At 53.0% G+C, this 24,615-nt stretch carries 22 protein-coding genes; 14 read left to right on the forward strand and 8 right to left on the reverse strand.

What is annotated here, in order from left to right; translation table 11 throughout:
• Positions 1 to 53: 53 nt before the first annotated feature.
• Positions 54 to 1,001, reverse strand: coding sequence for a ribose-phosphate diphosphokinase (gene prs / locus SK32_RS04145; protein WP_001518537.1), 948 nt, complete (start codon positions 999 to 1,001; stop codon positions 54 to 56).
• A gap of 98 nt (positions 1,002 to 1,099) precedes the next feature.
• Here prs and SK32_RS26370 point away from each other — a divergent pair, with 98 nt between their 5' ends.
• A complete protein-coding gene (locus SK32_RS26370) occupies positions 1,100 to 1,264 on the forward strand; it encodes a hypothetical protein (protein ID WP_156182747.1) in 165 nt (54 codons plus the stop codon).
• 1 nt (position 1,265) lies between these two features.
• On the opposite strand, the gene ispE is transcribed toward SK32_RS26370, so the two are convergent.
• Both ispE and lolB read right to left on the reverse strand, forming a co-directional pair.
• Entirely contained in the window at positions 1,266 to 2,117 is an 852-nt protein-coding gene (ispE, locus tag SK32_RS04150) for a 4-(cytidine 5'-diphospho)-2-C-methyl-D-erythritol kinase (RefSeq protein WP_048211458.1), read from the reverse strand.
• Positions 2,114 to 2,737 (reverse strand): lipoprotein insertase outer membrane protein LolB, encoded by a 624-nt coding sequence (gene lolB, locus SK32_RS04155; protein ID WP_048211459.1) that lies wholly within the window; start codon positions 2,735 to 2,737, stop codon positions 2,114 to 2,116. Before lolB ends, ispE begins: the two co-directional genes overlap by 4 nt.
• 304 nt (positions 2,738 to 3,041) lie before the next feature.
• On the opposite strand from lolB, the gene hemA reads away from it, so the two are divergent.
• From hemA to kdsA, 6 genes are read left to right on the forward strand one after another with little or no spacing between them, the layout of a single operon-like run.
• Positions 3,042 to 4,298 carry a glutamyl-tRNA reductase gene (gene hemA / locus SK32_RS04160; protein WP_040233235.1) on the forward strand — a complete coding sequence of 419 codons (1,257 nt, stop codon included), beginning with the start codon at positions 3,042 to 3,044 and terminating at the stop codon, positions 4,296 to 4,298.
• Positions 4,299 to 4,339: 41 nt separating this feature from the next.
• Positions 4,340 to 5,422, forward strand: coding sequence for a peptide chain release factor 1 (gene prfA, locus SK32_RS04165; RefSeq protein ID WP_048211460.1), 1,083 nt, complete (start codon positions 4,340 to 4,342; stop codon positions 5,420 to 5,422).
• Positions 5,422 to 6,255 carry a peptide chain release factor N(5)-glutamine methyltransferase gene (prmC, locus tag SK32_RS04170; RefSeq protein ID WP_048211461.1) on the forward strand — a complete coding sequence of 278 codons (834 nt, stop codon included), beginning with the start codon at positions 5,422 to 5,424 and terminating at the stop codon, positions 6,253 to 6,255. The genes prfA and prmC overlap by 1 nt, the downstream gene beginning before the upstream one ends.
• Positions 6,252 to 6,644: an invasion regulator SirB2 gene (gene sirB2, locus SK32_RS04175; protein WP_040233231.1), complete on the forward strand. Its 393-nt coding sequence runs from the start codon at positions 6,252 to 6,254 to the stop codon at positions 6,642 to 6,644. Before prmC ends, sirB2 begins: the two co-directional genes overlap by 4 nt.
• A gap of 3 nt (positions 6,645 to 6,647) precedes the next feature.
• Positions 6,648 to 7,457, forward strand: a complete 810-nt coding sequence (gene sirB1, locus SK32_RS04180) for an invasion regulator SirB1 (protein ID WP_048211462.1) — start codon at positions 6,648 to 6,650, stop codon at positions 7,455 to 7,457.
• A gap of 35 nt (positions 7,458 to 7,492) precedes the next feature.
• Entirely contained in the window at positions 7,493 to 8,347 is an 855-nt protein-coding gene (gene kdsA, locus SK32_RS04185) for a 3-deoxy-8-phosphooctulonate synthase (protein WP_048211463.1), read from the forward strand.
• 98 nt (positions 8,348 to 8,445) lie between these two features.
• Here kdsA and chaA read toward each other — a convergent pair whose 3' ends face one another.
• The gene (gene chaA, locus SK32_RS04190) at positions 8,446 to 9,546 is read right to left on the reverse strand and encodes a sodium-potassium/proton antiporter ChaA (protein WP_003020769.1); all 1,101 of its coding nucleotides are present in this window, start codon (positions 9,544 to 9,546) and stop codon (positions 8,446 to 8,448) included.
• 403 nt (positions 9,547 to 9,949) lie between these two features.
• On the opposite strand from chaA, the gene SK32_RS04195 reads away from it, so the two are divergent.
• Positions 9,950 to 10,645, forward strand: coding sequence for a gamma-glutamylcyclotransferase (locus tag SK32_RS04195; protein WP_048211464.1), 696 nt, complete (start codon positions 9,950 to 9,952; stop codon positions 10,643 to 10,645).
• 54 nt (positions 10,646 to 10,699) lie between these two features.
• On the opposite strand, the gene SK32_RS04200 is transcribed toward SK32_RS04195, so the two are convergent.
• Both SK32_RS04200 and SK32_RS04205 read right to left on the reverse strand, forming a co-directional pair.
• Complete coding sequence (locus tag SK32_RS04200; protein WP_003020763.1) at positions 10,700 to 10,945, reverse strand: DUF1883 domain-containing protein; 246 nt, start codon at positions 10,943 to 10,945, stop codon at positions 10,700 to 10,702.
• 262 nt (positions 10,946 to 11,207) lie between these two features.
• On the reverse strand, positions 11,208 to 11,561 hold the full coding sequence (locus SK32_RS04205) for a DsrE/DsrF/TusD sulfur relay family protein (RefSeq protein ID WP_003020761.1): 354 nt from the start codon (positions 11,559 to 11,561) through the stop codon (positions 11,208 to 11,210).
• A gap of 219 nt (positions 11,562 to 11,780) precedes the next feature.
• Between SK32_RS04205 and SK32_RS04210 the strand changes: the two genes are divergently transcribed.
• On the forward strand, positions 11,781 to 13,166 hold the full coding sequence (locus SK32_RS04210; RefSeq protein ID WP_048211465.1) for a YchO/YchP family invasin: 1,386 nt from the start codon (positions 11,781 to 11,783) through the stop codon (positions 13,164 to 13,166).
• Positions 13,167 to 13,187: 21 nt separating this feature from the next.
• Here the strand turns inward: SK32_RS04210 and narL are convergent, their stop codons facing one another.
• Positions 13,188 to 13,838, reverse strand: coding sequence for a two-component system response regulator NarL (narL, locus tag SK32_RS04215; protein ID WP_048211466.1), 651 nt, complete (start codon positions 13,836 to 13,838; stop codon positions 13,188 to 13,190).
• Positions 13,831 to 15,627 carry a nitrate/nitrite two-component system sensor histidine kinase NarX gene (narX, locus tag SK32_RS04220; protein WP_048211467.1) on the reverse strand — a complete coding sequence of 599 codons (1,797 nt, stop codon included), beginning with the start codon at positions 15,625 to 15,627 and terminating at the stop codon, positions 13,831 to 13,833. The genes narL and narX overlap by 8 nt, the downstream gene beginning before the upstream one ends.
• A gap of 339 nt (positions 15,628 to 15,966) precedes the next feature.
• Between narX and SK32_RS04225 the strand changes: the two genes are divergently transcribed.
• From SK32_RS04225 to narI, 5 genes are all read left to right on the forward strand, one after another.
• Positions 15,967 to 17,358, forward strand: a complete 1,392-nt coding sequence (locus SK32_RS04225; protein WP_048211468.1) for a NarK family nitrate/nitrite MFS transporter — start codon at positions 15,967 to 15,969, stop codon at positions 17,356 to 17,358.
• Positions 17,359 to 17,873: 515 nt separating this feature from the next.
• Positions 17,874 to 21,617: a nitrate reductase subunit alpha gene (locus SK32_RS04230; protein ID WP_048211469.1), complete on the forward strand. Its 3,744-nt coding sequence runs from the start codon at positions 17,874 to 17,876 to the stop codon at positions 21,615 to 21,617.
• Positions 21,614 to 23,152 (forward strand): nitrate reductase subunit beta, encoded by a 1,539-nt coding sequence (gene narH / locus SK32_RS04235; RefSeq protein ID WP_048211470.1) that lies wholly within the window; start codon positions 21,614 to 21,616, stop codon positions 23,150 to 23,152. The genes SK32_RS04230 and narH overlap by 4 nt, the downstream gene beginning before the upstream one ends.
• Positions 23,149 to 23,859 (forward strand): nitrate reductase molybdenum cofactor assembly chaperone, encoded by a 711-nt coding sequence (gene narJ, locus SK32_RS04240; protein ID WP_048211471.1) that lies wholly within the window; start codon positions 23,149 to 23,151, stop codon positions 23,857 to 23,859. The genes narH and narJ overlap by 4 nt, the downstream gene beginning before the upstream one ends.
• Positions 23,859 to 24,536 (forward strand): respiratory nitrate reductase subunit gamma, encoded by a 678-nt coding sequence (gene narI, locus SK32_RS04245; protein WP_048211472.1) that lies wholly within the window; start codon positions 23,859 to 23,861, stop codon positions 24,534 to 24,536. Before narJ ends, narI begins: the two co-directional genes overlap by 1 nt.
• The last annotated feature ends 79 nt before the right edge of the window (positions 24,537 to 24,615 follow it).

Genomic DNA, 24,615 nt, shown 5'->3' on the forward strand with positions numbered 1-24,615 from the left:
TAAATATTACAGATAAAAAAACCCGCCGCAGCGGGTTTTTGAGCCGGGTTCGATTAATGCTCGAACATAGCAGAGATGGATTCTTCGTTGCTGATACGACGAATCGCTTCGGCCAGCATACCCGACAGAGTCAACGTACGCACGTTTGGCAGTGCTTTGATTTCGTCGGTCAGTGGAATGGTGTCACAGACAACGACTTCATCAATTACTGAGTTGCGCAGGTTGTTTGCCGCATTACCTGAGAAGATCGGGTGAGTTGCATAAGCAAATACGCGTTTAGCACCACGCTCTTTCAGCGCTTCAGCTGCTTTACACAGCGTACCGCCGGTATCGATCATGTCATCAACCAGCACGCAGTCACGGCCCGCAACGTCACCAATGATGTGCATCACCTGAGAAACGTTCGCACGCGGGCGACGTTTATCGATGATAGCCATATCGGTATCGTTCAGCAGTTTAGCGATAGCGCGGGCACGCACGACGCCACCGATGTCTGGAGAAACCACAATCGGGTTGTCCAGATTCAACTGCAGCATGTCTTCTAACAGAATCGGGCTACCGAATACGTTATCAACCGGCACATCAAAGAAGCCCTGGATCTGTTCAGCATGCAGGTCAACGGTGAGGACGCGGTCAACGCCAACGCTGGACAGGAAGTCCGCGACGACTTTAGCGGTAATCGGAACACGAGCAGAACGTACGCGACGATCCTGACGTGCATAGCCGAAGTAAGGGATAACGGCGGTGATACGGCCTGCGGAAGCACGGCGCAGCGCATCAACCATAACGACCAATTCCATCAGGTTGTCGTTAGTAGGGGCACAAGTGGACTGGATGATGAAAATATCACCACCGCGTACATTTTCATTAATTTGTACGCTGACTTCGCCGTCGCTAAAGCGACCTACAGCGGCGTCGCCGAGTGAAGTGTACAGGCGGTTGGCAATACGTTGTGCTAGTTCCGGGGTGGCGTTACCAGCAAAAAGCTTCATATCAGGCACGAGAAGAACCTCAGGCATGCGTCCATTGGTGGAAAGAATCTGCCGAAAACTGTGCGGGCCAGGCAGTATCCTCTCCAGGCGGTGTATTAAAGAGCGCGATGCAACGTCTGGAACAGGGTGACGTTGTCACCGCAACTCAGCTTGCCCGGCTTACTCGTCATCAGACACGTTTCATGTGCTGGCATCAATTTCTCACACCAGTCACATACTTTTGTATGTGTCTGGCGATTCGTCATCTCGCCATCTTCCTGAAACCCAAATGATTTAGAGTAGCGCTCTGTGCAATGGGGAGAGGTTGACACCTTTCGCCACAAAGCCTTTGAGCCAATCCGGGGCTTGCTCAAGCACCTGGCGAGCACGAGACTCAGTGTCAAATTCAGCAAAGACACAAGCCCCTGTACCAGTCAGGCGCGACGGCGCGTATTCTAACAGCCAGGAAAGCGCCGCATCAACCTCGCGAAAACGTTTTCTTGCGATAACCTCGCAATCATTGCCGAATTCACATTTTAGTAACGTTTCTATTGACCTTTTTGGCGTGTTACGGGGGAGGTCAGGATCGTTAAAAATCACCGGCGTTGGAATACTGACTCCCGGATGGGCGACCAGGTACCATTTTTCTGCTGGATTGACCGGCGTCAGAATTTCTCCTACGCCTTCAGCAAAGGCTGCGTGACCGCGTACGAATACCGGTACGTCGGCGCCCAGCGTTAAGCCCAGTATTGCCAGTTCATCTACAGACAACCCACACTGCCACAGATGATTCAGCGCCACTAAAACGGTGGCGGCATTCGATGAGCCACCACCGAGGCCGCCGCCCATCGGCAGGCGTTTGTCGATACTGATGTCCGCGCCACTCCCTTTGGGAAGACGATTGCTTTCAGACGCCGTTGTCATTAGCAAACGCGCTGCGCGAACGATCAGGTTGTCTTCATGCTCAACCCCATCAACGGGCGTTAACAGGTGAATTTCACCGTCGCTGCGCAGCGCAATATCTATCGTATCGCCGTAATCCAGAAACTGGAACAACGTCTGCAGCGTGTGATAACCGTCCGCACGCTGCCCGGTGATGTATAGAAATAAATTCAATTTTGCCGGAGAGGGCCAACGGGTCATCATTTCACAATCCAGTTATCCATTTTCAGCTTAATGCGCTGGGAGCCGTCGGACAGCTCCATATTTGCAGGCATCGCCGGCTGCGTTTTGCTGTCGTAGGCGCTGTACACGACTTTCCAGCTTTTGCCATCTTTACTGTAATTCACTTCGCTCAGACGATATTGGTCGTCAAGTTTATAATCGGTGGCGTCTCCCGGCAGACCCAGGATCCACTGGCGCAAGCTGTTCAATGGAATAGGCATGCCGGTCAGTTTACCAATCATCTCTTCGGCGTCGTCAGCGGTGTAGTGCTTCCCTTTGTTGTCGACGAGTTCCACGTTGCCCGGTTGCGCGTTCAGTTCCAGTTCGGTACTGCCCAACGGATTGGTTAGCAGAAGGCGATAGCGATCCTGGCCAGTTTGCTGCCAGAAAAAGCGGGCATACACTTTCTGCTGGTCGGAAATATAGGCAAACGCACCGCGTGTCTGATATTGGTTCAGGGCGCGCACTTCCTGCTGGTGCTGGCGCCACTGCGGAGAGTCGGGGCTTTTGCCGGGACCTTTCGGCGCGTTGAGCGTACAGGCAGTAAGAACCAGGGCCGCCAGCGGCAGCAGGCGAATCAGGCGAAAATCAGGCAGGGTCATAATGATGACAAATCCTTGTAATACGGTGCATTAATTGCCTGATGGCGCGGCGCTTATCAGGCCTACAAACTGAATCCGCAGGTCGGAAAAGACGCGTTTTTCGCCATCCGGCAAAATCATGCCAGCGGTTGCAGTTATAACCCTTAATGCTAGCGCCGACCGTGAATATCGTCTACGGTCACGTTATCTTAATTTAAACCGTAAGCTATTACTCCAAAAGGGGGCAGTCTCTTTTATTGGCTGCACGCATCCTGTATGATGCACCCAGTCTAACCTTATCAACGCTGGTACTATTCCCGCACACATGACCCTTTTAGCGCTTGGTATTAACCATAAAACGGCACCTGTATCGCTGCGAGAACGCGTAACGTTTTCGCCGGATACGCTCGATCAGGCGCTGGACAGCCTGCTTGCGCAGCCAATGGTGCAGGGCGGGGTAGTGCTGTCGACGTGTAACCGCACAGAGCTGTATCTCAGCGTAGAAGAGCAGGATAACCTGCAGGAAGCGCTGATTCGCTGGCTGTGTGAGTACCACAATCTGAACGAAGAAGACCTGCGCAGTAGCCTGTACTGGCACCAGGACAACGACGCCGTCAGCCATCTGATGCGTGTCGCCAGCGGTCTGGATTCGCTGGTGCTTGGCGAGCCACAAATTCTGGGGCAGGTGAAAAAAGCGTTTGCGGACTCGCAAAAAGGCCATCTGAACGCCAGTGCGCTGGAACGTATGTTCCAGAAATCATTCTCTGTCGCGAAGCGTGTACGCACAGAAACGGATATCGGCGCCAGTGCGGTGTCCGTCGCGTTTGCTGCCTGTACCCTGGCGCGGCAGATCTTTGAATCCCTTTCCACGGTAACCGTGTTGTTAGTAGGTGCCGGCGAGACCATCGAGCTGGTGGCGCGACATCTGCGTGAGCATAAAGTGAAGAAGATGATCATCGCTAACCGCACACGTGAGCGTGCGCAGGTGCTGGCCGATGAAGTCGGCGCCGAGGTGATTTCTCTGAGCGATATTGATGCCCGCTTACAGGATGCCGATATTATTATCAGCTCTACCGCCAGCCCACTGCCTATTATTGGCAAGGGGATGGTCGAACGTGCGCTAAAAAATCGCCGTAATCAGCCTATGCTGCTGGTCGATATTGCGGTACCACGCGATGTTGAACCGGAAGTGGGCAAACTGTCCAACGCCTATTTGTACAGTGTTGACGACCTGCAAAGCATCATTTCGCATAACCTGGCGCAGCGCAAAGCGGCCGCCGTGGAAGCGGAAACCATCGTTGCGCAGGAAACCAGCGAGTTTATGGCCTGGCTGCGAGCACAAAGCGCAAGCGAGACCATCCGCGATTATCGCAGTCAGTCTGAACAAATCCGTGATGAACTGACCGCTAAAGCGTTGGCTGCTCTGGAACAGGGCGGTGATGCGCAAGCCATTATGCAGGACCTGGCGTGGAAGCTGACTAACCGCCTGATCCACGCACCAACCAAATCACTTCAACAGGCCGCCCGTGACGGGGACAGTGAACGCCTGAATATTCTGCGCGACAGCCTCGGGCTGGAGTAGCAATAAACCAATCTCATTTTTTACAGGGTGAATTTACGCCTATGAAGCCTTCTATCGTTGCCAAACTGGAAGCCCTGCATGAACGCCATGAAGAAGTTCAGGCGCTGCTCGGTGATGCGGGAACTATTGCAGACCAGGAACGCTTTCGTGCATTGTCGCGCGAATATGCGCAATTAAGTGATGTTTCCCGTTGTTTTACGGACTGGCAACAGGTTCAGGAAGATATCGAAACGGCACAGATGATGCTCGACGATCCTGAAATGCGTGAAATGGCGCAGGATGAACTGCGCGAAGCAAAAGAAAAATGTGAACAACTGGAACAGCATCTGCAGGTTCTGCTGCTGCCAACCGATCCTGATGATGAACGTAACGCCTTCCTCGAAGTGCGTGCGGGAACCGGTGGTGATGAAGCGGCGCTGTTTGCCGGCGATCTGTTCCGCATGTACAGCCGTTACGCTGAATCGCGTCGCTGGCGGGTAGAGATCATGAGCGCCAGTGAAGGCGAACATGGCGGGTTTAAAGAAGTCATTGCCAAGATTAGCGGCGAAGGCGTTTACGGGCGACTGAAATTTGAGTCCGGCGGTCATCGCGTACAGCGCGTACCGGCGACCGAATCTCAAGGGCGTATCCATACTTCCGCTTGTACGGTCGCGGTGATGCCGGAACTGCCGGAAGCAGAACTGCCGGATATCAACCCAGCCGATCTGCGTATTGATACCTTCCGCTCATCCGGCGCTGGGGGTCAGCACGTTAACACCACCGACTCCGCTATCCGTATTACCCACTTGCCGACCGGCATTGTGGTGGAGTGTCAGGACGAACGTTCACAGCATAAAAACAAAGCGAAAGCGATGTCAGTGCTGGGCGCGCGTATTCGTGCCGCCGAAGTGGCCAGGCGTCAGCAGGCGGAAGCCTCTGAACGTCGCAACCTGTTGGGCAGTGGCGATCGCAGCGATCGCAACCGTACCTATAACTTCCCGCAGGGGCGTGTGACCGATCACCGCATCAACCTGACACTTTACCGTCTGGATGAAGCGATGGAAGGTAAACTGGATATGCTCATTGAGCCAATCGTCCAGGAATACCAGGCCGACCAGTTGGCGGCGTTGTCCGAGCAAGATTAATGGACTATCAGCAATGGCTGCGTGAAGCAATAAGCCAGCTACAGACCAGTGAAAGCCCGCGCCGTGACGCCGAGATTTTACTCGAGTTTGTCACCGGTAAAGGGCGTACCTTTATTCTGGCGTTCGGCGAAACGGTGTTAACCGAGGCGCAGCATCAACGGCTCGGTACATTACTGGAACGCCGTCAGCGGGGTGAGCCGGTGGCACATCTGACCGGCGTGCGCGAGTTCTGGTCGCTGCCGCTGTTTGTGTCTCCGGCTACGCTTATTCCACGCCCGGATACCGAGTGCCTGGTTGAACAGGCACTGGCGCGTTTGCCTGCCTCGCCGTGCCGTATTCTCGACTTGGGAACCGGTACGGGCGCCATCGCGCTGGCGCTGGCGTCTGAGCGTCCGGATTGCACGGTGACAGCAGTTGACCGCATGCCGGATGCCGTAAACCTGGCAAACCGCAATCGACAAAATCTGGCTATCGACAATGTGCATGTGTTGCAAAGTGACTGGTTCAGTGCTTTGCAGGGGCAGCAGTTTGAGATGATCGTCAGTAACCCGCCGTACATCGACGAGCAGGATCCTCACCTGGCGCAGGGCGATGTACGTTTTGAGCCGCTATCGGCACTGGTAGCGGGCGAGCAGGGTATGGCGGATATCGTGCATATCATTGATCAGTCTCGACACATGCTAACGCCCGGCGGTTATCTGTTGCTGGAACATGGCTGGCAGCAGGGTGAGGCGGTACGCGACGCGTTTACCCGCGCAGGTTATCAGGCGGTTGAAACCTGTCGTGACTATGGCGGCAACGAGCGGATTACGCTTGGGCGCATCCCATCATGAATTCGTTCAGCACACTACTTACTATTCATCTCGTTAGCATCGCGCTTTCTGTCGGGCTACTCACGTTGCGTTTTTGGTGGCGTTCTACCAATACGCGCCTTGCATCATCGCGCTGGACGCGTATTCTGCCACCGATCATTGATACCGTTTTACTTCTCAGCGGCGTGGCGTTGATCGCTAAAACGCACATCCTGCCATTCACCGAGCAGGGGACATGGCTGACTGAAAAGCTGTTTGGGGTTATCATTTACATCGTTTTGGGTTTTATTGCGCTCGATTACCGTCGGGCGCGCAGTCAGCAGGCGAGATTAATCGCATTTCCGCTGGCGCTGGTGGTGCTGTACATCATCATTAAACTCGCCACCACAAAAATACCGTTACTGGGGTAAGTCATGAGGTCGTTAGCTGATTTCGAATTTAATAAAGCGCCGTTGTGTGATGGGATGATCCTGGCGTCGGAGTCTATCCGTCTGGATTTTCCAACACAAACTGTCTATGACGAACTGGAACGTCTGGTTGGTCTGGCGCAAGAAGAAATTAGCCAGCTCCTGTCTCAGGATGAGCAACTGGATAAACTGCTGGCACTTTTTTACGGCGAATGGGGTTTTACGGACACCCACGGCGTCTATCGTCTTTCTGATGCACTATGGCTCGACCAGGTTCTGAAAAATCGTCAGGGCAGTGCGGTTTCACTCGGTGCCATCTTATTGTGGATTGCTAACCGACTGGATCTGCCGTTGGTACCGGTGATTTTCCCGACACAACTCATCCTGCGTATTGAATCGCTCGATGGTGAAATGTGGCTAATCAATCCGTTCAATGGCGAAACGTTAAATGAACACACGTTGGAAGTGTGGCTGAAGGGTAACATTAGCCCGGTTGCTGAACTGTTCAACGAGGATCTTGACGAAGCGGATAACGCGGAAGTGATCCGCAAACTGCTCGACACGCTGAAATCATCGCTAATGGAAGAGCGACAAATGGAACTGGCGCTGCGAGCCAGCGAAGCATTACTGCAGTTTAATCCTGAGGATCCGTATGAAATACGCGATCGCGGATTAATCTACGCGCAGCTGGAATGTGAACATGTTGCGCTGACTGATTTAAGTTATTTCGTTGAGCAGTGTCCGGAAGACCCGATCAGCGAAATGATCCGTGCGCAGATTAATACTATTTCGCACAAGCAAATTGTATTGCATTGATTAATAACACTTTACCTACCGTTTAAGGCGATCCTATGAAACAAAAAGTGGTTAGCATTGGCGACATCAACGTGGCAAATGACCTGCCGTTCGTGCTGTTTGGCGGAATGAACGTGCTGGAATCCCGCGATCTGGCGATGCGCATTTGTGAGCACTACGTAACCGTTACTCAAAAGCTGGGTATCCCTTACGTGTTCAAAGCCTCCTTTGATAAAGCCAACCGTTCTTCCATCCACTCTTACCGTGGGCCAGGTCTTGAAGAAGGGATGAAAATCTTCCAGGAACTGAAGCAGACGTTTGGCGTAAAAGTGATCACCGACGTTCATGAAGCCAGCCAGGCACAGCCTGTTGCCGATGTGGTGGATGTGATTCAGCTGCCGGCATTCCTTGCTCGTCAGACCGACCTGGTAGAAGCGATGGCGAAAACGGGCGCTGTTATTAACGTGAAAAAACCGCAATTCGTAAGCCCGGGTCAGATGGGCAACATCGTGGATAAATTCCATGAAGGCGGTAACGACAAGGTTATCCTGTGCGACCGTGGTGCGAACTTTGGTTATGACAACCTGGTTGTCGATATGCTGGGCTTTAGCGTGATGAAGAAAGTTTCCGGTAACTCTCCGGTGATTTTTGACGTCACCCACGCGCTGCAGTGCCGCGACCCGTTTGGCGCAGCAAGCGGCGGTCGCCGTGCACAGGTCACCGAACTGGCTCGCGCCGGTATGGCGGTAGGCCTGGCGGGTCTGTTCATTGAAGCGCACCCGGATCCAGCCCATGCTAAATGCGACGGTCCATCCGCGCTGCCGCTGGCGAAACTGGAACAGTTCCTGACGCAGATTAAAGCGATTGATGACCTGGTGAAAAGCTTCGACGAGCTGGATACCGAGAACTAATTCATTTTGTGTGCCTGATAGAGCTTGCGCTTATCAGGTATACAAAAGGAAATAAGAAGCCGGACCCGACAAGTTGTGTTGGTGTCCGGCTTTTTTCATCAGGCAAATATCGTCATCAGATAGGCGATAAACAGCGCCAGATGTGCCGCACCGTTAAGCACATTGGTGCGTCCGGTGGAGAAAGAGATATGGCACAGTACCAGTGAAGAAACCATCACGATCATCTCTGGTGCGCCCAGCGCAAACACCAAATCATTCCCGGTTGCCCATGCGATCAGTGTCACCACTGGTACGGTCAGTGAAATAGTGGCTAATACTGAACCGAAGAACAAATTCATCGCCCGCTGTACCTGATTGCTCAGAACCGCTTTCAGCGCGCCCAGCCCTTCAGGAGAGAGGATGAGTAACGCAACCAGGAAACCGGTAAAGGCCACTGGGGCATTCAGTTCAGTCAGCAAGGTCTCCAGTGGGCTGGCGTTCATCTTGGTTACGGCAATAACGGCGATCAGATGAATGATAAGCCAGGCGGCGTGCCACATATTGCTGTGTGCTGACGGCTTACCGTGATGCGGGTCGTCATCGTCGCCTTCATCTTCATGCTCGTAAATGAACAGGCTTTGGTGCGTTTTGGTTTGAATCAGTAAAAATACGCCGTACATCGCTGCAGAAATTAATGCTACCAGCAGCGCCTGGGCGGTAGTGAAATTCGCTCCCGGTAAAGCCATTGGGAACACCAGTACAATAATGGCCAGTGGGAACAGGGCAATTAAATACTGTTTAATACCAAACAGGTTCATATACTGAGTAGCAAATTTACGGCCACCCAACAGTAATGAAAAACCGACCAGACCGCCGGTGACGATCATAATGATTGAGTACAACGTGTCGCGCATGAGCGTAGGTGCAGCATCACCGGTCGCCATTAATGCTGAGATTAAGCTGACTTCGAGAATAACGACGGACAGACTGAGGATCAGTGACCCGTAGGGTTCGCCAAGTCGATGCGCTAATACATCCGCATGACGGACAACGCTGAATGCGCTGCTTAATATACCAATAAGGGCCAGCGCATTAATACCGATGACCACTGGTAGTGACTGACTGCTCCCCCAGAAGAACAGGACTACCAGCGCCAAAATCGGGAAGACGAGAGAGGTCTCCTTGTGGCGGGTTTTTACCGCCTCATGTACTTGTGTCATTGAACTAATTCTCCATCTCTGCAGGTATTTATAATTATAAAAGTATTAAAGAATGTAAAAAATAACAGATCTTTCGGTATTTCCGATCCGATTTTACGTAATTTTACGGCATGGACCAATTTTTGCATCAAAGCGAATAAAATTGCATATCTTGTTTATAGAATATTTAAATAACAAAGCATTAGACTTTAGCGTCAACAAAAATTGCTGATAGTTCTGATACAAATGATAGTGCAGGACGTACCAACGCGAGAGGATATAAAATGCCGTTGACGCTTTGTTGCCTTGCAAGCGAGCGGCGAATTGCCTATTGTCCAGCTATTGGTTTCAAAATGAGCAGTATAAAAGCCCGGAAGGCGTCAAAAAAGTTGTCGCAGGGAAGCCGCAGTGGCGGAGGTGTAAGGTGTTAACGCGTGATTTTTTATTGAATGCCGACTGTAAGACGGCATTTGGTGCTATTGAAGAATCACTACTCTGGTCAGCGGAACAACGGGCAGCCTCACTGGCGGCTACGCTCGCTTGCCGACCAGATGATGGACCGGTGTGGATCTTCGGTTATGGATCGTTGATGTGGAACCCGGCCTTAGAGTTCGATGAGTCCTGTACCGGGACGTTAGTGGGTTGGCACCGCGCTTTTTGTCTGCGCCTGACGGCAGGGCGAGGCACGGCGTGTCAGCCAGGGCGCATGCTGGCCCTGAAAGAAGGGGGACGCACCACCGGTGTGGCCTACCTTTTGCCGGACGCGTCGCTGGAACAAGAGCTTTCTCTGCTGTGGAAGCGAGAAATGATCACCGGCTGTTATCTGCCAACCTGGTGTCAGTTGGCGCTGGATGATGGTCGGACGGTGAACGCGCTGGTCTTTATTATGGATCCGCGTCATCCGCTGTTTGAGTCAGATACGCGCGCACAGGTGATTGCGCCGCTTATCGCTGCGGCGAGCGGACCTTTAGGCACCAACGCCCAGTATCTGTTCTCACTGGAACAAGAGCTGGTCAAGTTGGGGATGCAGGATGATTGTCTTAACGATCTGGTGATCTCGGTCAAACGATTGTTGGGAGAGAACCTGCCGGAAGGCGTTATGCGGCCAGGGTTTGCCTGAATCCAGCCGGGAACTGAATGCCCGAAAGCCAGGCGCTTTTCGGGCAATTAACGCTTAGGCTGCAATATAACTTATTGAATGCTCTAGCGACTGGCTGTGGCTGTCGATCAGCACATTCCAGATGCCGGTATAGGGCACGGTCAACCATGCGTTATCACGATCCTGCACGCTTAAGATGTCGGACTGCGTGTCTTTGACGTGATTTTTCTCGCTCATCAGATGGATGTGACAGCGCTCGGAACAACGCACAACCACCGTATCGCCACCAAATAACTTTAAACTTGCCTTCACTAATGCCATTTTTCACCCCGTTCTTGAAAACAACGTACTTTCTGTCGAAAGTGCTGCGTGATGTTGTTCACATTTCACTCATTGCATAACACCAAAGGGGGAGCAACGGGATGCTGATTTTGATCAAAAAATGGCATAACGATTAAACAAAAGTGACAAAATCCCTCAAAAGGATTGAAAGGGCGTGCTAACGTTCAACGAAACCGCGCCCATCTACGATTAAATCCGGAAATTATCGACACTTTCAGTGTGCTTGCCTGAAAGCGGTGTATCAGAAGGTCAGCACTTTATCTGCAGCCAGCGTCCATTGAGCCAGTTCAACCAGCGTGCCGACGGCTACTCCGTCAATTAACGGCAGTGTCGTGATCCCACGGCCATCGGTGCAGGTTTTGCACAGTTTGACCGGCACATTTTGCGCCGTCAGAATCTCCAGCATTTGCTGAATATTGTATCCTTCCGCGGGTTTTTGACCACGCAATCCCGCGGTTACCGCGTCCGACATTAAAAACAAACGCAGGTCGAGATCCCCTTCCTGCTCGCGCAAGGCGATAGCCAGACGTAGGCTGTTAAATAACGATTCGCTTCCATAGGCTGCACCGTTCGCGACGATCACTATCTTTTGCATTTTTACTCCTGTTATCAGATGGAAGGGATAATGCCTGGTGTGTATGTTACTCCCTGTTGGCTTAAGTAGAAATGAAAGCATGATTGCAGAAGTGGGTACCTCTTATTATCCGGGTCGGAAAATCCCGAAAACGGGGATAAAGGCTGCAATTAACAGCCGAAGACGTTATGGTTTAACTTAGGTATGCCTAATTAATTGATGTAAGAAACCACTAACGATTTGAGCCGTAATATTTATTTATCTCTCACTGTATTTGCACTCTTGCCGTTGGCAGGCGGTACTGCCAGCGCGCAATCGTCATTTATTCACCAGGCGGAAAACCCTTTCGATAACAATAGTGATGGCTTGCCCGATCTCGGTATGGCGCCGGAGTCGCGGGCAGGCGAAAAGCACTTTGCCGAAATGGTTAAAGCGTTTGGGGAAGCCAGCATGACCGATAACGGCCTTGATACTGGCGAGCAAGCGAAGCAGTTCGCGTTTGGCCAGGTGCGCGACAGGGTCAGCGAACAGGTGAATCAGCAACTGGAATCCTGGCTCTCTCCCTGGGGAAAGGCCAGCGTCGGGTTGCAGGTGGATAACGAAGGCAGCTTTACCGGGAGTCGGGGAAGTTGGTTTATCCCGTGGCAGGATAATCAACGCTATCTTACCTGGAGCCAGTTGGGGCTGACGCAACAGGACGGAGGCCTGGTCAGTAATGCGGGGATTGGGCAGCGCTGGGTTCGTGACGGTTGGTTACTGGGTTACAACACCTTTTATGACAACCTGCTGGATGAGAATCTGCCCCGGGGAGGCGTGGGGGCAGAGGCGTGGGGTGAATACCTCCGTTTATCTGCTAATTACTATCAACCGTTGTCCTCCTGGCAGGATCGTTTTGCAACTCAAGAACAACGGATGGCCAGGGGATACGACCTGACCGCACAAATGCGCATGCCGTTCTATCAACATCTCAATACCAGCGTCAGCGTGGAGCAGTATTTTGGTGACCGGGTGGATCTGTTTCATTCCGGAACCGGGTACCACAATCCTGTGGCGGTGAATCTGGGATTGAGCTATACGCCGGTGCCGCTGATCACCGTGACAGCACAGCATAAGCAGGGTGAAAATGGCGTCAGTCAGAATAACCTCGGATTAACGTTAAATTACCGTTTTGGCGTGCCGCTAAAAAAACAGCTGATGGTAAGCGAGGTGGCAAACAGCCGATCGCTGCGCGGCAGTCGTTATGACGATCCACAACGTAACAATCTGCCGACGCTGGAGTATCGCCAGCGTAAAACACTGTCGGTATTTTTGGCCACGCCGCCCTGGGATCTCAAGCCCGGTGAGACGGTGGCGTTGAAGCTGCAGGTGCGTAGTTTGCATGGGATCCGTCGTCTGGCATGGCAGGGGGATACTCTGGCGTTGAGCTTAACGGCGGGCAGCAATAGCCGAAGCGAGCAGGGTTGGACGATTATTATGCCGAAGTGGGACAACAGAGAAGGTGCGACAAACCGCTGGCGGTTGTCTGTGGTGGTAGAAGATGAGCAGGGCCAGCGTGTCTCTTCCAATGAGATCACGCTATCACTGACCGAACCGTTTATTACCGTTTCGGAAAATGATCCTCGTTAACAATGACGCATGAGCGCGTTATCAGAAAATGCGTTCCTGGTGCACCCATACCGCGGCTTCAACGCGTGATTTAAGCTTCATTTTCTTCAGCATATGCTTTACATGCACTTTTACCGTGCTTTCGGTGATATCGAGGCGGCGAGCAATCATCTTGTTAGGCAGACCCTGGGCGATGAGCTTAAGAATATCGCGTTCACGTGGCGTCAACTGAGTTACATCACGATCGGAGGTCGCACGGTTAGCGCGCAGGCTGGCGGCCAGAACCGGGGTTAAGGCTTCGCTCAGTACCATTTCACCGGCGGCAGCCTGTTGCAACGCCTTCAGTAGATCTTCTGGCTCCATGTCTTTCAACAGATAGCCGTCAGCACCGCGTTTCAGGGCAGTCACGACGTCTTCTTCATGGTTGGAAACACTGAAAACGACGATGCGTCCGGACAGAGATTTCTCTCGTAGCTTATCAAGCGTTTCCAGACCGTTCATTCCCGGCATGTTGAGATCAAGAAGGATCAGATCGGGATCAAGTGATTCAGCCAGCTCGATACCCTGCTCGCCATTACTGGCTTCGCCGACCACGGTGATATCGGACGCCATGCTGACAAGCTGTTTTACACCGGTGCGCAGCATCGGATGATAGTCGATCAACAGGATGGTTGCCGGTTCCAGATTACTCATGGGTATCTCCTTGGACTTCTGTGAAGTTTGTTTCGGGAATAAAAGTGACAGCAACTTCAGTACCGCCCGTCTCGCGACGGCGTACACGGCAATCGCCGCGCAAGCTCTGCGCACGGTCGCGCATTATAATCATGCCGTAGTGGTTACTGCGTTCGGCGTTTTCTGGTACGCCGCAGCCGTTATCTTGCACTGTCAGTTTGACCTGTTTGCCATTTTGCACCACCGCCACGATGACTTCATTGGCCTGAGAGTGTTTAAGCGCATTACTCAGGGCCTCACGGGCAATCTGCAGCAGGTGGATCGCCTGATGTGAAGGGACCAGGCGCGGCGGCAACTGATAATCCAGCTTCACCGTAAAACCAAAGCGAGCACTGTATTCCTGGCAGCTGGCTTCCAGCGCGGGCCGCAACCCAGGCTCAGTCAACTGCAAACGGAAGGTCGTCAACAATTCACGTAGCTGTGCCCAGGAGGCGTTCAGCTCGTTACGAATCTGACTTAGCAACTCACGACTGTTTTCCGGGAGCGCGTCGCCCTGCATCTGCAAACAACTGACCTGCATCTTCATACAGGAGAGCGATTGTGCAATAGAATCATGGAGTTCGCGAGCAATGGTGGCACGCTCTTCCATCACGATCAACTGCTGCTGACGTTCCTGGTGTCTGTCCAGCGCCAGTGTTGCGGTGAGTTGTTCAACCAGAGTATCGACCAGTTGCTGCTGATCGTGACTGAGATGACGCCCGTACGGCAAGGTGGCGAGCAGAATACCGTACTGGGTATGCGCATCGGTCAGCCGCCATTTCAGCGTAGTGCCACCATCAATGGCGGGCAGTGTGCCTCGTGGACACAGATGACAACCTTTTTCATCGCAACTGGCACTCGACTGGCAGGTAAATTCCTGATGATTATCTTCATCTTCCAGGTCATAAACGCGCAACTCAATATCGTGCAGCAGCGTTAAATTTTGCAACCCGTTGAGTACCGGTGAAAGCCGCTCACACAACGGTATCTGTGAGTGCAGACGGCGGTTGGCTTGCCACAGGAAAGAGAGGATCTGGTTTTTATGTTCCAGACCCGCGGTTTTTTCCTGCACCCGCTGTTCCAGTACGGCATAACTTTCGGCCAGTTCTTCGGACATATTGTTCAGCGCCGAACCCAGTGCTGCCATCTCATTACGTCCGCTGATATGCGCTCGTTGCGTAAAATCACGCTGGCTGACGGCGCGGGCCATCGCCAGCAGTTGTTTCCACGGCTGCAACAGACGCACGCGCAGCCAGATAATCGTAAAGACCAGCAGCAGAGCCATAAATACTGCCATCAGGCGATGCAGCATAACGACGCGTTCAATACGCAACTCCGTGGTATGGTCAAAGGCGGTAACCAACTTATCCAGTCCGGTCACAAAGCGTGAAACGTCGTCGGCGACCGCATCCCCCGTTTGTGCATGTTTAAGCCCAGGTGCCAGTTCGGTGTGCCAGTAATCCTGTAATGCCTTTAACTGGATCTGCTGGCCGTCGCGCTGCGCGGCACGAGTCAGTTCAGGGCTAAACGCCGTTTGTTCCATTTCATCCAGCAGCGGTTGATCGCTGGCGTCCAGCGGTACGGCAGCCAGCAAACGGTAGCTCTGCATGCGTAGCGAGCCGGCTTTATTGATCGCGTGAGCGCTACCCTGAATGCCTTGAACCAGCCAGCCGGAGACAGCCATACCCGCCACGCCAAGCGCGGTAGACAGCAAAACAATCAGCGCCACCTGGTTAACCAGCGTAAGCGGGGAAAGACAACGTTTAAACATGTGACTTCTTCCTTCGGGTTCTCAGTGAGCAGAAAACCTTATTGAATGACGATTCTGCTGCAGGCAGTGCCGCTATTCTCAGCGATACACTGGAGTATACCCATACCTCAAACGGGCTACCCCTTAATTGCCGGCAGGGGGAGAGATCCCGGACGTCGGGGAGTAGGGTGCGACAGAAGCGTGAAAAACCACATCTTTTTTACCGAAGTTATGTACTCATTTAGGGTAATGATAAATTTTAGGCGTTAATAATGACACCTTTTCCTTTGATTTATATCAACTTACCCCCGGCTGTAAACCCTAATGTTGCAGGCATCGAAACAAGTATCAGAGGTGTCTATGAGTCACTCATCTGCCCCGGAAAGGGCATCTGGAGCTGTAATCACGGAATGGCGGCCGGAAGATCCCGCCTTCTGGGAACAGCGTGGTCAACGAGTTGCCAGCCGTAACCTGTGGATTTCAGTCCCTTGTCTGCTGCTGGCGTTTTGCGTATGGATGTTATTTAGCGCAGTGGCGGTGAACTTACCGAAAGTGGGATTCAATTTCACCACTGAGCAGCTGTTTATGCTGACGGCATTGCCTTCAGTTTCCGGCGCGCTGCTGCGTGTTCCGTACTCCTTTATGGTTCCCCTGTTTGGTGGACGACGCTGGACAGCGTTCAGCACAGGTATCCTGATAATCCCCTGCGTGTGGTTAGGCTTTGCTGTGCAGGATACCACCACGCCGTTCAGTACCTTTATTATTATCTCCCTGCTGTGCGGTTTTGCCGGTGCGAACTTTGCTTCCAGCATGGCAAATATCAGCTTCTTCTTTCCAAAACAGAAGCAGGGCGGCGCGCTGGGGTTGAACGGCGGCCTGGGCAACATGGGCGTCAGCGTGATGCAGTTGGTTGCGCCGCTGGTGGTCTCACTGTCCATCTTCGCCGCTTTTGGCAGCCACGGCGTTGAACAACCGGATGGCTCGCAGTTGTATCTGGCAAACGCCGCATGGATTTGGGTGCCGTTCCTCGCTATTTTCACGCTGGCCGCATGGTTCGGTATGAACGAACTGGCAACGTCGAAAGCGTCGTTAAAAGAGCAATTGCCGGTGCTGAAACGCGGGCATTTGTGGATTATGAGCCTGCTGTATCTGGCGACTTTCGGTTCCTTTATCGGTTTCTCAGCGGGGTTTGCGATGCTGTCAAAAACGCAGTTCCCGGAAGTGCAGATCCTGCATTATGCCTTCTTTGGTCCGTTCATTGGCGCTTTGGCGCGTTCTGCGGGCGGCGCAATCTCTGACCGTCTGGGCGGGACCCGCGTCACGCTGGTGAACTTCGTGCTGATGGCTATTTTCAGTGCCTTATTGTTCCTGACGCTGCCATCAAACGGTGTCGGCGGCAACTTCATTGCCTTCTTCGCCGTGTTCCTGGCGCTGTTCCTGACGGCCGGGCTGGGGAGTGGTTCAACCTTCCAGATGATCTCTGTCATCTTCCGTAAGCTGACGATGGACAGAGTGAAAGCTGAAGGCGGTTCAGAAGAGAAAGCGATGCGCGAGGCGGCAACCGATACGGCGGCAGCGTTGGGCTTTATCTCTGCTATTGGTGCGATCGGCGGCTTCTTTATCCCGAAAGCATTTGGTACGTCCCTGGCATTAACCGGTTCTCCGGTCGGTGCGATGAAAGTATTTCTGATCTTCTATGTCGCCTGCGTGGTCATCACCTGGGTGGTATACGGACGTCATTCTAAAAAGTAAAAAAGAGGTATACACAAAATCATTCTAACTGCATCAAGGCGGCAAGTGAGAAATCCCCAGGAGCTTACTGAAGTAAGTGACTGGGGAGAACGAGCGCAGCCAACGCAGAAGCAGTTTGAAGGATGAAGTGTAGGTTGATTATCCATTGCGCGGTGTTAGACCGCGCTTTTTTTTGCCTGTGATTAGTTACAACATACTTTTGTATTGTGGCATGACAACAGCCTGTGAGAACGGCGTACGCAATATGCTAAGCAGGGGGGATACCCCTTAATACCCACTTATAAAGAATTTAACATTTGCATGATAAGTGAATTATTTAAAATCCTTTAAATTCAATTCATTACGTTAAATATCAATATCCCACTTTGGGGGTATGTAAAAACCAACCCTCATTTTTCATCCCTGCCTGCCTTGATCGTTATCAATTATCACGCCCTTTCAGAGCGTTACCTTCACCCCCAATCAAGCAATGTCGATTTATCAGAGAGCCGTCAGGCTCCTACAGGAGAAAACCGATGAGTAAATTCCTGGACCGGTTTCGCTACTTCAAACAGAAGGGCGAAACCTTTGCCGATGGGCACGGCCAGCTTCTCAACACCAACAGGGACTGGGAGGATGGATACCGCCAGCGTTGGCAGCATGACAAAGTCGTGCGTTCAACCCACGGCGTAAACTGCACCGGCTCATGCAGCTGGAAAATCTACGTGAAAAATGGTCTGGTAACCTGGGAAACCCAGCAAACTGACTACCCGCGTACTCGTCCTGATCTGCCAAACCACGAACCTCGCGGCTGCCCGCGTGGCGCGAGCTATTCCTGGTATCTCTACAGCGCAAATCGCCTCAAATATCCGCTGATGCGCAAACGTCTGATGAAGATGTGGCGTGAAGCGAAAAGACTGCACAGCGATCCCGTTGACGCCTGGGCCTCCATCATCGAAGACGCCGATAAAGCAAAAAGCTTCAAACAAGCGCGTGGTCGTGGCGGGTTTGTCCGTTCTTCCTGGCAGGAAGTAAACGAACTGATTGCGGCATCTAACGTCTATACCGTGAAAACCTATGGTCCTGACCGCGTTGCTGGTTTCTCACCGATCCCGGCAATGTCGATGGTTTCTTATGCTTCTGGCGCGCGCTACCTGTCGCTGATCGGCGGTACTTGCCTGAGCTTCTACGACTGGTATTGCGACTTACCGCCTGCGTCTCCGCAGACCTGGGGTGAGCAGACAGACGTACCTGAATCTGCTGACTGGTACAACTCCAGTTACATCATCGCCTGGGGTTCTAACGTACCGCAGACCCGTACCCCGGATGCGCACTTCTTCACAGAAGTTCGCTACAAAGGTACCAAAACTGTCGCGATTACGCCGGACTACGCAGAAATCGCCAAGCTTTGCGACCTGTGGCTGGCACCGAAGCAGGGGACCGATGCGGCGATGGCGCTGGCGATGGGCCACGTTATGCTGCGTGAGTTCCATCTCGACAACCCAAGCCAGTACTTTACCGATTACGTGCGCCGTTACACCGACATGCCAATGTTGGTCATGCTTGAAGAGCGTGACGGTTACTATGCCGCTGGGCGTATGCTGCGTGCGGCAGATTTGGTCGATTCTCTGGGCCAGGAAAACAACCCGGAATGGAAAACTGTCGCGATTAACAGCAACGGCGAAATGGTTGCGCCAAACGGTTCAATTGGCTTCCGCTGGGGTGAAAAAGGCAAATGGAACCTGGAGCAGCGTGACGGTACGTCTGGTGCCGAAACCGAACTGCAACTGAGCCTGCTGGGTAGTCAGGATGACATCGCTGAAGTCGGTTTCCCGTACTTCGGTGGCGAAGGAACTGAACACTTCAATAAAGTCGAACTGGAAAACGTTCTGCTGCATAAACTGCCGGTGAAACGACTGCAACTGGCCGATGGCTCTACGGCTCTGGTGACCACCGTTTACGATCTGACCATGGCCAACTACGGTCTGGAACGCGGTCTGAACGATGAAAACTGCGCCTCCAGCTACGACGATATCAAAGCGTATACCCCGGCGTGGGCAGAAAAAATCACCGGTGTTTCACGTTCTCAAATCGTGCGCATCGCCCGTGAATTTGCAGATAATGCCGATAAGACGCACGGTCGTTCGATGATTGTCGTCGGTGCGGGTCTGAACCACTGGTACCACCTCGATATGAACTATCGCGGCCTGATCAACATGCTGATTTTCTGCGGCTGCGTTGGTCAGAGCGGTGGCGGCTGGGCCCACTATGTGGGCCAGGAAAAACTGCGTCCGCAGACCGGTTGGCAGCCGCTGGCGTTTGCCCTTGACTGGCAGCGTCCGGCGCGTCACATGAACAGTACGTCCTATTTCTATAACCACTCCAGCCAGTGGCGCTATGAGACGGTCACCGCGCAGGAACTGCTGTCTCCGCTGGCGGATAAATCCCGCTACAGCGGTCATTTGATTGACTTTAACGTACGCGCCGAGCGTATGGGCTGGTTGCCGTCCGCACCGCAGTTGGGTACTAACCCGCTGTACATTGCGCGTGAGGCGGAAAAAGCTGGGATGACACCCGTCGATTACACCGTTAAATCTCTGAAAGAAGGTTCTATTCGCTTTGCGGCAGAACAACCAGAAAACGGTAAAAACCATCCGCGTAACCTGTTTATTTGGCGTTCTAACCTGCTCGGTTCTTCCGGTAAAGGTCATGAATACATGCTGAAGTACCTGCTGGGTACCGAGCACGGTATTCAGGGGCTGGATTTGGGTAAACAGGGCGGCGTGAAGCCAGAAGAAGTGGAATGGCAGGACAACGGGCTGGACGGCAAACTGGATCTGGTGGTGACGCTGGACTTCCGTCTGTCGAGCACCTGTCTGTACTCCGACATCGTGCTGCCTACCGCAACCTGGTACGAGAAAGACGATATGAATACTTCGGATATGCATCCGTTTATTCATCCGCTGTCTGCCGCTGTTGATCCAGCCTGGGAGTCGAAAAGCGACTGGGAAATCTACAAAGGCATCGCGAAGAAATTCTCTGAAGTCTGCGTAGGCCACCTCGGGAAAGAAACCGACGTGGTGACGCTGCCAATCCAGCACGACTCTGCCGCCGAACTGGCGCAGCCGTTAGACGTGAAGGACTGGAAAAAAGGCGAATGCGACCTGATTCCGGGTGTTACCGCGCCGCACATCATGACCGTTGAGCGTGATTACCCGGCAACTTACGAGCGCTTCACCTCTATCGGTCCGTTGATGGAAAAAATCGGTAACGGTGGTAAAGGGATTGCCTGGAACACCCAGAGTGAAATGGACTTGCTGCGTAAGCTCAATTACACCAAGGCGGAAGGCCCGGCGAAAGGACAGCCTTGTCTAAACACGGCTATTGATGCCGCTGAGATGATCCTCACCCTGGCACCGGAAACAAATGGTCAGGTTGCCGTGAAAGCCTGGGAAGCGCTGAGTGAATTTACCGGACGTGACCATACGCATCTGGCGCTGAACAAAGAAGATGAGAAGATTCGCTTCCGTGATATTCAGGCGCAGCCGCGCAAAATTATCTCCAGCCCGACCTGGTCAGGTCTGGAAGATGAACATGTGTCTTATAACGCCGGTTATACCAACGTTCACGAGCTGATCCCTTGGCGCACGCTTTCTGGTCGCCAGCAGTTGTATCAGGATCATCAGTGGATGCGCGACTTCGGTGAAAGCCTGCTGGTTTATCGTCCGCCAATCGACACCCGTTCGGTGAAAGAGGTGATGGGCGAGAAGTCTAATGGTAATCCGGAAAAAGCACTTAACTTCCTGACGCCGCACCAGAAATGGGGTATCCACTCCACCTACAGCGACAACTTGCTGATGCTGACGCTGGGACGCGGTGGTCCGATCGTGTGGATGAGTGAAGTTGATGCGAAAGAACTGGGTATCGAAGATAACGACTGGATCGAAGTTTTCAACAGCAACGGTGCCTTAACCGCCCGTGCCGTTGTCAGCCAGCGTGTACCGGCCGGGATGACCATGATGTACCACGCGCAGGAACGTATTGTGAACCTGCCAGGTTCAGAAATTACCCAGCAGCGTGGCGGGATCCATAACTCGGTAACGCGTATTACGCCGAAACCGACCCACATGATCGGCGGCTATGCACATCTGGCCTACGGCTTTAACTACTACGGCACCGTAGGGTCGAACCGTGATGAGTTCGTTGTGGTACGTAAGATGAAGAACATTGACTGGTTGGATGGTGAAGGCAATGACCAGGTACAGGAGAGCGTAAAATGAAAATTCGTTCACAAGTCGGCATGGTGCTGAATCTCGATAAGTGCATCGGTTGCCACACCTGTTCAGTAACCTGCAAAAACGTCTGGACCAGCCGTGAAGGTGCCGAATATGCCTGGTTCAATAACGTTGAAACGAAGCCAGGTACGGGGTTCCCGACTGACTGGGAAAACCAGGAAAAATGGAAGGGCGGTTGGATCCGTAAAATCAACGGCAAGCTGGTGCCGCGCATGGGTAACAAAGCGCTGCTGCTGGGTAAAATCTTTGCTAACCCGCATCTGCCGGGCATTGATGATTACTACGAGCCTTTTGATTTCGACTACCAGACGCTGCACAACGCACCTGCTGATAGCAAGGCGCAGCCGATCGCCCGTCCGCGCTCGCTGATTACCGGTAAGCGTATGGACAAAATCACCAAAGGTCCGAACTGGGAAGATGACCTGGGCGGCGAGTTCGAGAAACTGGCGAAAGACCAGAACTTCGAAAATATACAGAAGGCGATGTACGGCCAGTTCGAAAACACCTTCATGATGTATCTGCCCCGTCTGTGCGAGCACTGCCTGAACCCGGCGTGCGTGGCGACCTGCCCAAGTGGCGCCATCTACAAACGTGAAGAAGATGGCATCGTGCTGATTGACCAGGACAAGTGCCGTGGCTGGCGTATGTGTATCACCGGTTGCCCGTATAAGAAGATCTACTTCAACTGGAAGAGCGGGAAATCTGAGAAGTGCATTTTCTGCTATCCGCGTATCGAAGCCGGTCAGCCGACAGTTTGCTCTGAAACCTGCGTAGGTCGTATTCGTTATCTCGGCGTGCTGCTGTATGACGCAGATGCGATTGAAAGCGCGGCAAGCACCGAGAACGAGAAAGATCTGTATCAGAGTCAGCTGGACGTATTCCTCGATCCAAACGATCCAGCGGTGATTGAACAGGCACTGAAAGATGGCATTCCGCTGAGTGTAATCGACGCGGCCCAGCAGTCTCCGGTATACAAAATGGCGATGGACTGGAAGCTGGCGCTGCCGCTGCATCCGGAATACCGCACGTTGCCGATGGTCTGGTATGTGCCACCTTTATCTCCGATTCAGTCCGCTGCTGACGCGGGTGAACTGGGTAGCAACGGTATTCTGCCAGACGTGGACAGCCTGCGTATCCCGGTTCAGTACCTGGCGAACCTGCTGACAGCGGGTGATACCCAGCCGGTACTGCGGGCGTTGAAACGTATGCTGGCGATGCGTCACTACAAACGCGCAGAAACCGTAGACGGTAAAGTTGATACCCGCGCGCTGGAAGAAGTCGGGTTGACCGAAGCTCAGGCACAAGAGATGTATCGTTACCTGGCGATTGCTAACTATGAAGATCGTTTTGTGATCCCGAGCAGCCATCGCGAACTGGCGCGTGAAGCATTCCCGGAGAAGAGCGGTTGTGGTTTCACCTTCGGTGATGGTTGCCACGGTTCTGATACTAAATTCAATCTGTTCAACAGTCGCCGCATCGATGCTGTCGATGTGACCAGCAAAACGGAGCCGCACCAATGATTGAACTCGTCATTGTTTCGCGTCTGCTCGAGTACCCGGATGCTGCCTTGTGGCAGCATCAGCAGGAACTTTTCGATGCACTCGCGTCATCTGAAAACCTGGACAAAGAGGATGCCCAGACTCTGGGCGTTTTCCTGCGCGATTTAACTGCGCAGGACATGCTGGATGCACAGGCAAGCTATAGCGAACTGTTCGACCGTGGTCGTGCGACTTCGCTACTGCTGTTTGAACATGTTCACGGTGAATCCCGCGATCGTGGACAGGCGATGGTTGACCTGATGGCGCAGTATGAGCAGCACGGGCTACAACTCGATAGCCGCGAATTGCCCGATCACTTACCGCTGTATCTGGAGTACCTCGCACAGTTGCCAAAAAGCGAAGCGTTAGGTGGCTTGCAGGATATCGCCCCGATTCTGGCGCTGCTCAGTGCGCGTCTGCAACAGCGCGAAAGCCGTTACGCGGTGCTGTTCGATCTGCTGTTAAAACTGGCGAATACCGCTATCGACGGTGACAAAGTGGCCGAAAAAATTGCGGATGAAGTTCGTGACGACACGCCGCAGGCACTGGATGCTGTTTGGGAAGAAGAGCAGGTGAAATTCTTTGCCGACCAGGGATGTGGTGAGTCTGAAATTTCTGCTCACCAGCGTCGTTTTGCAGGGGCCGTTGCGCCGCAGTACCTGAACATCACCACCGGAGGACAGAACTAATGCACTTCCTGAATACGTTCTTCTTTGACATCTATCCGTATATTGCGGGTTCTGTCTTTCTGATTGGCAGCTGGTTACGTTACGACTACGGTCAGTATACCTGGCGTGCGGCTTCCAGCCAGATGCTGGATCGCAAAGGGATGAACCTTGCGTCAAACCTGTTTCACATTGGGATCCTTGGCATCTTCGCGGGCCATTTCCTGGGGATGCTGACGCCACACTGGATGTACGAAGCGTGGTTACCGCTTGAAGTGAAGCAAAAGATGGCAATGTTTGCCGGTGGTGCCAGTGGTGTGATGTGCCTGGTGGGGGGCGTGCTGCTGCTGAAACGTCGTCTGTTTAGTCCACGCGTGCGTGCAACGACCACGGGAGCCGACATTCTGGTGTTGTCTGTTCTGGTTATCCAGTGTGCACTGGGCCTGCTGACCATTCCGTTCTCGGCTCAGCATATGGACGGTAGCGAAATGATGAAGTTGGTGAACTGGGCACAATCAGTGGTGACCTTCCATGGCGGAGCGTCTCAGTATCTGGATGGCGTCGCATTTATTTTCCGTGTGCACCTTGTGCTGGGTATGACGCTGTTCCTGTTGTTCCCATTCTCGCGTCTGGTACATATCTGGAGCGTGCCAGTCGAGTATCTGACACGTAAATATCAGATTGTGCGCGCCCGTCATTAATTTCGCGTTGTAACGCACCAAACCCCGCTACGGCGGGGTTTTTTGTATTCTGCACGCCGGATGGCGGCGTAACCGCCTT

The sequence above is a fragment of the Citrobacter sp. MGH100 genome (assembly GCF_001034465.1).
Lineage (GTDB): Bacteria > Pseudomonadota > Gammaproteobacteria > Enterobacterales > Enterobacteriaceae > Citrobacter > Citrobacter youngae.